The 8,859-nt window shown below is 41.7% G+C and carries 6 protein-coding genes and 1 pseudogene; 2 read left to right on the forward strand and 5 right to left on the reverse strand.

Going from position 1 to position 8,859, the window contains the following annotated elements:
- The 5 genes and pseudogenes from A3KS_RS0116765 to A3KS_RS0116785 all read right to left on the reverse strand — a co-directional run.
- A pseudogene (locus A3KS_RS0116765) lies at positions 1–461 on the reverse strand (methyltetrahydrofolate--corrinoid methyltransferase); the annotation flags it as partial.
- 68 nt (positions 462–529) lie between these two features.
- Positions 530–1,510 carry a uroporphyrinogen decarboxylase family protein gene (locus A3KS_RS0116770; RefSeq protein WP_026395883.1) on the reverse strand — a complete coding sequence of 327 codons (981 nt, stop codon included), beginning with the start codon at positions 1,508–1,510 and terminating at the stop codon, positions 530–532.
- Between the two features lie 428 nt (positions 1,511–1,938).
- On the reverse strand, positions 1,939–3,399 hold the full coding sequence (locus A3KS_RS0116775) for an NAD(P)/FAD-dependent oxidoreductase (protein WP_026395884.1): 1,461 nt from the start codon (positions 3,397–3,399) through the stop codon (positions 1,939–1,941).
- 60 nt (positions 3,400–3,459) lie between these two features.
- Positions 3,460–4,518 (reverse strand): asparaginase, encoded by a 1,059-nt coding sequence (locus A3KS_RS0116780; protein ID WP_026395885.1) that lies wholly within the window; start codon positions 4,516–4,518, stop codon positions 3,460–3,462.
- A 124-nt stretch (positions 4,519–4,642) separates the two neighbouring features.
- A complete protein-coding gene (locus tag A3KS_RS0116785) occupies positions 4,643–6,439 on the reverse strand; it encodes an ASKHA domain-containing protein (protein ID WP_026395886.1) in 1,797 nt (598 codons plus the stop codon).
- A gap of 199 nt (positions 6,440–6,638) precedes the next feature.
- On the opposite strand from A3KS_RS0116785, the gene A3KS_RS0116790 reads away from it, so the two are divergent.
- Both A3KS_RS0116790 and A3KS_RS0116795 read left to right on the forward strand, forming a co-directional pair.
- Positions 6,639–7,445, forward strand: coding sequence for a methyltetrahydrofolate cobalamin methyltransferase (locus tag A3KS_RS0116790; protein ID WP_026395887.1), 807 nt, complete (start codon positions 6,639–6,641; stop codon positions 7,443–7,445).
- A gap of 928 nt (positions 7,446–8,373) precedes the next feature.
- The coding region (locus A3KS_RS0116795; protein WP_026395888.1) for a formate--tetrahydrofolate ligase at positions 8,374–8,859 on the forward strand (486 nt) is incomplete at its 3' end.

The following is an 8,859-nucleotide window of genomic DNA, read 5'->3' on the forward strand; positions in this document are numbered from 1 at the left end:
GGATCAATCCCATATTCTTTGACCTTGGCCATTAAATCGGCAAATACATCCAGGCGGTCTTTGGCGGTTTTAGGAATCCCTTTATCGCTGTTTAGCAGTGCCACGCATTCCCATTTGGTGTCAGCAATGGCTTTAAAAGCGGCGTCAATTTTGTCCCCTTCTAACGATACGGAGTTAAACAAACCCGGTTTGTTACAGAATTTCATCGATTCGATACAGGTATAGACATTGGGGCTATCCACCGCAATCGGGGTGTCGGTGACTTCCTGAACCAGATCAATCAACCATTTCATGGTTTCCAGTTCAATGTCGTCATCAACGGAAGCACAGACATCAATGTAATCCACACCGGCTTCGGTTTGAATCTTGGCCAGGTTCTTAATAAACTCGCCATCTTTGGCGGCGATTGCTTTTGCGGTGGAAGGAATCGCACCGTTAATTTTTTCTCCGATAATAATCATTTTTGTCACTCCTCTGGTTATTAATTTTTACCGCTCTTTCAAAGCATGGATTTTCAAATGTTGTTTTACTAGAACATTTCTTTGTTCATTTTTTCGATGGCTTCATCACAGGCTTCGTAAACGCCCGGGAAGGAAGAAACGGGTAGCCCCTGACAAGCACCAGGGATGAAGTAGAGTTTTCCAGATTCACGGCAGGCTCGGGCAAATTCTGCATCAATTTGCTCTTTTGTCCATTCGGGATGATCGATGACACCACTGTGAACACCACCCATAAAGGTGATTTGTTCGCCGTATTCTTTGATCATTTTAGGGATGTCATTGGTTGTCATAACACCTTGCCAGATATCAATGCCCATTTCAATCATATAGGGAACTAAGGTTGCAGCGTAGCTGTCGCTATGATGAACAATCAGTTCAACGCCGTTGGCCTTGTAAAAACCATAGATTTTTTTGTAGGAGTCTAAAAAGAATTCTTCAAACATTGCTGGCGAAAGGAAGGTGGAAATCTGGCTGCCCCAGTCGTCATGATGTAAAATTGCATCAGGATGCAGATTTTCAACTAATGCTTTAGCATAATCCAGTTCATACTCTGTTAAATAATCGATCAGTTCATGCATGGCTTCCGGTTCTTCATAGAAGCTCATGAGTGCATTTTCCATACCCATCAGATAATGGGTCATTTCAAATAAACCGGGAGCGACGAAGGCAGCAACATATTTATTGTCCCGATCAACGGCGCTAGCGTCTGCAATGGCCTGATCCCATGCACCTGCAGGTCGTTCCATACTTGGAGCTTTAACATATTCTTTCCATTCGGTAACATCTTTGAGAACAACATGTTGCGCATCGTGTACTGGGAATGATGCAAGTTGACCTTCCGGCCAACGGATGGTAATACCCCATTCATTGATTACTTCTTCACCGATCTGGGGTTTGATACGACCAGATGGTACGCTCATAATCATTTGTAGAAATTCATATTGTTTAACAAAACGATCTGGATTTCCACCGGTCATGACTTCTTTTAAATTCTCTTTTACAGTTAACATAGTGTATAGCCTCCTTAGTTTATCTAGAATGAATCATTGATCAGTTTTAGCAACGTTGCTGATAATCACATATTTTGATTGCGATTACAATAAAAATAACGATTAAATAAGCGAACAGATTTGAAACTAATTTTTTAGTATATGACATTTTATTTACTGTTATTTTAGTAAATACTCTTTCATTTACTGTGATTATAAACGGTTGCAGCTGTTTTGTCAACGACTATTTTTGTAAAAGTGTTGGAGTTATGTTTTTTTTAAAGAAAGATAAATAAATCAAGACGAAAAGCCATCAAAATCAGCGCAATCAATATTTCCAAATAAAAAGAGCCGCAGTTTTGTTAAAACTGCGGCTCAGAGAAAGTTTGCTTAAATCGAAAATTGTATTTATTAAATGGTTAAAATGAAAGGGACAGCAACAGAATCGGTCAATCGCTATGCTTCTGAATATAATCAACAATTTCGTTTTTTCCGACCCGGTTGACGCCACTGTGTTCCACATCAAAACCAGCATCGATTTCATGGCCGAGAACCCGCTCCATCACTTCGGCGACTCTGGGCCGGCAGAAGGTTCCCTGGCACCAGCCACAACCGGCGCGGGTCCGACGTTTAATCCCATCGACGGTGGTCACTGGGATGCCCCGGTCCATAGCGTCAATAATGGTGGCTTCGGTGACCTGTTCGCAGCGGCAAATTATTTTTTCTGGACTGGAGTCCATATCCACCAGAGGCTGGATTTCTTTGACTGGCTTTAATTCGGTTTTGGTAATAATGGGGGCCCGATACGGATTGAAGCTGGGGTCTTCTTCAAACGGACAATTCAGTTCTTTTAAAAGGTTAAGAACCATCTCGGCAATTGCTGGTGAAGAAGTCAGTCCCGGTGATTGGATCCCGGCACAATTAATAAATCCCGTAACGGGCGTGGCTTCAATAATAAAGTCATCGGTGGAGCTGACCGCCCGGACGCCGGTAAAGCTGCGGATAAACTGTTTAATATTCAATTTGTCAGTGGTGTGCTTCGCTTCGTGAAAGATTTTCAGCAGCCGTTCAGCATGGGTCGATTTATCGACTGTATCTTCATTGACGGCATCCGGGCCAATCAGCAGGTTGCCATAATAAGTGGGTGCCACAAGAATGCCCTTGCCCATTTTGGTAGGCATCTGGAACAAGACGGTATTGATAATGCTGGCTGAACCGCGAACCATCAGGATGTATTCCCCGGTTCGGGGAGTAATGGTGAAATAATCGATACCAACCATCTTGGATACGGTATCCGAAGAAACGCCGCCGGCATTGATAACAAAATGCGATTGGTAATGCTTGTCATTGTGACCGGTCAGATCAAAACCTTCAGCGGTTTTTTCGATCCCGGTAATTTCCGTATTCAACAAAAGCTCAACACCGTTGGCCACGGCATTTTCAGCTAGGGCAATCGCCATCTCGTAGGGCGAACAGATGCCGGCGCCTTTACAATAGAGGGCATATTTAACATCCGGATTGACATTGGGCTCCATTGCCATGATCTGGTCATGATCAAGAATTTCCAAATCATCCAGACCGTTGGCCAGGCCGTTTTCGTACAATTCTTTGAGTTTTCCCAACTGTTCTTCTTCAAAGGCCAACACCAGTGAGCCGACTTTCTCAAAACCAAAGTTCAGTTCCGTATTTAACTGATCAAATTGTTTTCGGCCTCTGTAGCACAGGCCGCCTTTAACTTTGGTGTGGGATTCGGCAAAGCCGCCATGGACAATGGCCGAATTGGCTTTGGTGGCTCCCATAGATACATCATCTTCTTTATCAAAAACAACAACGGATAATTTGTAACGACTTAAAGCTCGGGCAATCGAGGTTCCGATTATTCCAGCTCCGATAATAGCCACATCGTACATAGCAGTCTCCTTTAGTAAAACTAGATTTTAAGCACTTAATTATTAGTATAGTGAAAATTACTATATTACATACCCATTTTCCGGGGCATCTCTCAGGAATTCGTAGAAAAATTCCCGCTTCATGTAGCTAAGCGGTGAACATTCCTGCTGATTATAGGCAAAATTCAATTTAGTTACGGCAGCTTCAAAGGAGATGTTCTCCAGGGGAATCCCACCGGCAGCAATGAGTGCCTGACAGGAAGCATATAGATCGCCATGAATGTTCTTATAGGAGATCATATAGTGATCCACATTAGGGTTATTCTTAATAAAGGCTAAGAGGGAAGTGCCGTTTTCACCGCTGATATTTCCGCTGCCACAATGGTATAGCGAGTGAAGGACGGCACGGATCGGGCGATTACGGAGTTCGATCACCTCATAGTTTAAACCGGGATAAGCCCGTAGTGCCAGGACGTCATTGCGAAATTCTTTCACTGAGGGAACATCATCCAAAGAGGGATTGTAAAGCTTGATCATCGTTGGGTTTTTAGCTGTGGGTACGCAGCATAGTCCGCGTTGATCAAATTCACCTAACGGACCGCCAAAACTGGTGAAGTCATCCTTCAGCCAATCGGCTTCCTGGAGCCGGGTGGCCAGGTGGACATAAGTGACATCATCACTGTTTTTATAAATAGCGTAAAAACCAGGCAGCTTCATATTGATGATAAATGCTACTGCCGCCGAAAAATTGGCAATAGCATTACTGTTTGGTTCGCCGATGGCATAATTGGCAGCCACCAAAACAATCGGAATCGAAGGGCTGTCGAGGCCGTAAGCAAGGGCGGCGGCAGTGTAGGGAAGGGTATCCGAGCCATGAGCAATGATCACACCGTCATAATCACTGAGCCGATGGGATTGAAGAACTTCGATTATTTGCAGCCAGTGTTGTGGTTCGGCGTTTTCACTGAGAATATTAAAGGGACGGACGACCTCAAATTCGACTTCGTGGCTGTTTTGCTCTTTATACATGGCGAGCAAGTCGTCACCGCGACGGGAATCCACATTGATGCAGTGGTCGTTGACAGCACTTCCAATCGTACCCCCGGTTAATAATAATAAAATTTTGGGTGTTTTTTCCATAGTTGACCATCCTTTCGGTAATTTAGAATAATTATAGCACCTAATCCAAGTCAGGGGAATAAAAAAAGCAAACAGCAATTACGTGTTTGCTTTTTCAAATGCTTTGTTAAATCAAATCCCGAAATTATTTCATTTCATTTTGACCAAGGGTGGTGTTTTGCATATAAAGGTTGGAAAAATTGGGGTCGGTGGCTAACTCGATATGGGTTGTTATCTTGGGGATCGCCTCACAGCGTTGGGCCTCATCCTGAGAGAGCAGAAAGAGCTGGGAACCGGTTCCGGCGCCATTGCCAATGGAGCGGATCGGAACGCCGGAAATCTCGGGAAGTAAACCGATAAATTGGGCATTTTCGATATCGATGTAATTACCAAAAGCACCCGCCAGGGTTATTTCTTTAAGATCTGCGGCTTTGATACCGTATTTTTCAGTCAACAGACAGCAACCGGTAAAGATTGCCGCTTTGGCCAACTGCACCGCCCGGACATCTTTTTGGGTGATAACCATCTCTTTGCCATTGGGATTATCCTGATGGCGAACAAATATAAAATAGCGTTGATTATTTTCATCCGTCTTGAAACGGTCTTTGAAAGGATGGTTATCAAGATCTTCCCCTTTAATAAAATTGCCGCGGTTATAAATCAGTTTTTCCCGATACAGGAAGGCGATGGCGTCAATGATCCCCGATCCGCAAAATCCCAGCGGGGCAGCATTGCCAATAACATGGCACTTAATCTCATTGTCAACCAGAGTGATTTTTTCGATCGCCCCAGTGGTGCCACGCATCCCCATATGGATTCCGGCACCCTCTAAAGCTGGGCCACAGGCAGTTGAAGCGACAAAATAGCGATTGCGGTTGCCAACGGCAATTTCTCCGTTTGTTCCTAAATCGATCATTAAACGGTATTCATCGTCCTTTGGCAGTCCCAGCAGAACGGCCGTTGTATCGGCACCTACGAACCCGCCCAACAAGGGCAGAAAGGTTATTTTTCCCGTGGGATTAATGTTGATGCCAAGCTCCTCAGCATTGAGGACAACCATATCCCGGGTAATTCCAGTAAATGGAGAAAGACCTAAATGAAGGGGATTCAAGCCCAGGAAAAGATGGGCCATGGTACTGTTACCACAGAAGACGCATTCATAAACCGCTTCAGATGGTATTTTTGATTCATAAAAAAGGTTTGATAAAATATTGTTGACGGTTTCGATAATGGCGTGTTGGATACTCTTCAAGTTCTCCGGAGCGGTGGAAGCATAATCAATACGGCTGATAACATCTCCGCCAAAAGAAATCTGCTTATTAAGGGAAGAATACTGGTGAATCAAAACCCCATTCGTCAGATCGTAAAGGTAGCCGACAACCGAGGTGGTGCCAATGTCAAAGGCTACACCATAGGCATTGAGCTCTTTGTCACCGGGAATCAGATCAATAATTTCATCATTATATAAGATAAAATTCATCAGTGGTAAGTTTTTTTGATGAAAAACTTCAGCTGACTTTTGTAATACTTTAATAGAAGACATCTTAACTGGCATTTCAAGGACGTTCCGGATGGTTTCAAGATCGTAGGAACACATCTCCGTTTTTAAGGCTGTGATTGGGATGGTTACCACTCTGGTTTTGGGGTTGAAACTCAACTCACCATTTTCGGTGGTTTCCAGTATTTGCGATAAGGCCGCTTCCTTTGAAATAAGAATCGCCATATCTTCGGAAATGAGATGTTGGCAACCCAGAACTTCTGAAACTAAATCGTTTTCACGAATGGTGACAAGGCACTTTTTACACGTTCCTTTGCCTCCGCAAACCAGATTTTGAGGAAAACCAACCAGAGCGCAGGCTTGAGCTACTGTTTTTCCAGCTTCAATCATGACACTTTTATCCAATAGCGGGAAAAAAACGCGAATAGTATTCAAAGATGACATAAAATTATCCTTTCTTAGTCATAAATTAGGGTAAACTATAAAATATTATCTAAACTGATTTCATTATACCCGTTAAAAATGAGATTTTCAACAAACATAGAAAAATATTGACAAAAAATAACGGAAATGATAGTCTGTATATACAGGTATGATATGAAGAAAGTATTATTGAAAACGATATCAACTCAGGAGGTCGAAGATGATAATTATTGGTGAAAAAATAAATGGGACAATACCAGCGATAAAGGAGGCAATTGAAAATAGAGATGCCAAACTTATTGCGGAGCGGGCTGTAAAACAGGAGCAGGCTGGAGCTGATTTTATCGATGTATGTGCCGGCACTGTTCCTGAATTAGAAATAGCGGCGTTAAAATGGCTGATGGAGGTTGTTCAGGATACGACTGAAGTTCCATTGTGTATTGATAGTCCTAATCCCCGGGTCATCGAAGCTGTATTCAAATACGCGAATAAACCAGGGCTGATTAATTCTATTTCTGAGGAAGGCGACAAATGTGAAGTCCTGCTTCCGCTAATGGAAGCAAATTCATGGGAGGTTATCGGACTTACCTGTGATAATAAAGGGATTCCCTGTGAGGTTCAAAAAAAAGTGGACATTGCCAAAATCATGGTTGATAAAGCGGCAAAGTTTGGCATAACCCCAGATCGCCTTCATATCGATCCATGTGTGATGGCATTATCCACAAATAATGACTCACTGCTGAATTTTACCAGAGAAATTTCGGAAATACGGGCATTATATCCAACCATCCATATTACATCTGGTTTAAGTAATATTTCGTTTGGCTTACCGGCCAGATCGCTGATGAATAAAACCTTTATGGCGCTTGCTATTCAGGCTGGTATGGATTCTGCAGTAATGGACCCAACAAATCAGGATATGATGGGCACTATTTTTGCGGCTTATGCCTTGTTGGGCAAAGATAAGTATTGCCGAGCCTACAGTAAAGCATTTCGGCAGGGAAAAATTGGAACATCAGAAAAATAAGTTGGTGATAAAGCTGCAAATTACTCTAAATGCGGTTGTTGCAGTAGACAAGATTCATCAGTGTTGTTTATCATTTAATCATAAAGGCGAATTTACTTGTTATCCTGGATGACCTGTTTGGTAGATATCTAAATTCGATACTTAAAATGCAGTGGGACCACTGCTTTTTTTTGTGCTTTTTTTTATTATTCCATAAATGAATAGAGGACAACCCGGAGGTTCATTAAAATATATAGAAATAGCAACGTAAAATATTGACCAAAATATTAGGATTTGGAGTTGTTATAACAATATTATATGGCGATATATTACCTAAAAATGGATCGTTTGAGAAATAACAAACAATGAAAGAAAATAAATTGACTTTCAATAGAAAAATATTGACATTTTTAAAAAATGGTGATAATCTGAGTAAAATTTGTATATACAAGTAAATAGTGGACTAGCTGCCCGAAATCATCATTTACAAGACGAATTAATAAGGGCAAATGGGATAGCATAAATTTGGAAAGCGGCAAGATTCAAGAAAGGGATTAAAAGGTGAACACGGCGAGCAATTAAAATACAAAGGGTAGTTTTTGTGAGCGAATTAGTTAAATTGATTGAGTGAAAAAATGGGAAAATACATTAAAATTACAAAATCGGCGATTTGAGTCAAAAAAACGAAAATATTGTGTTTTTAAAGTCATTATTGAAGCGATATAAAAGATAAAAAGGAATCAAAATATAGTTACCCCGTTAATTATACAGATATTTTGTGTCGCAGAGTAAAATATTGTTCTGATTATTGATGTAAACCCCGTTAATGTAAACGTTATTCGTATTTTTCCAGTAAAAAATTGTCACATTTATTGTTTGATTTTTAGATTGAAATCATATATCATAAATGCAGATGTTAAAAATTTATCAAAGTATTGGAGGAAATAATATGGGTTTTAAATCAGACATTGAGATTGCACAAGAGGCTACACCACAGGATATTCGTGAGATAGCAAAGAAATTGGGGTTAACAGAGGATGATCTGGATTTATACGGAAAGTATAAAGCCAAGGTTGATTACAATCTGTTAAAGAAATCAACCGGCAAAAAAGCCCGGTTAATCTTAACCACTGCCATCAATCCAACACCAGCCGGTGAAGGAAAAACCACCACCACAATCGGGGTTGCCGATGGTTTATCACGAATTGGTAAAAATACCCTGGTAGCCTTAAGAGAGCCTTCTTTAGGACCAGTATTCGGCGTTAAAGGCGGAGCAGCCGGCGGCGGATACGCTCAGGTTGTCCCAATGGAAGATATCAACCTGCATTTTACCGGCGATTTCCATGCCATCGGAGCAGCCAACAATTTACTGGCAGCAATGCTGGACAATCATATTAAACAAGGCAACGAACTGAAAATCGACGCCAAGAAAATT

It is taken from the genome of Acetobacterium malicum subsp. dehalogenans DSM 11527 (assembly GCF_000472665.1).
GTDB classification, from domain to species: domain Bacteria; phylum Bacillota; class Clostridia; order Eubacteriales; family Eubacteriaceae; genus Acetobacterium; species Acetobacterium malicum.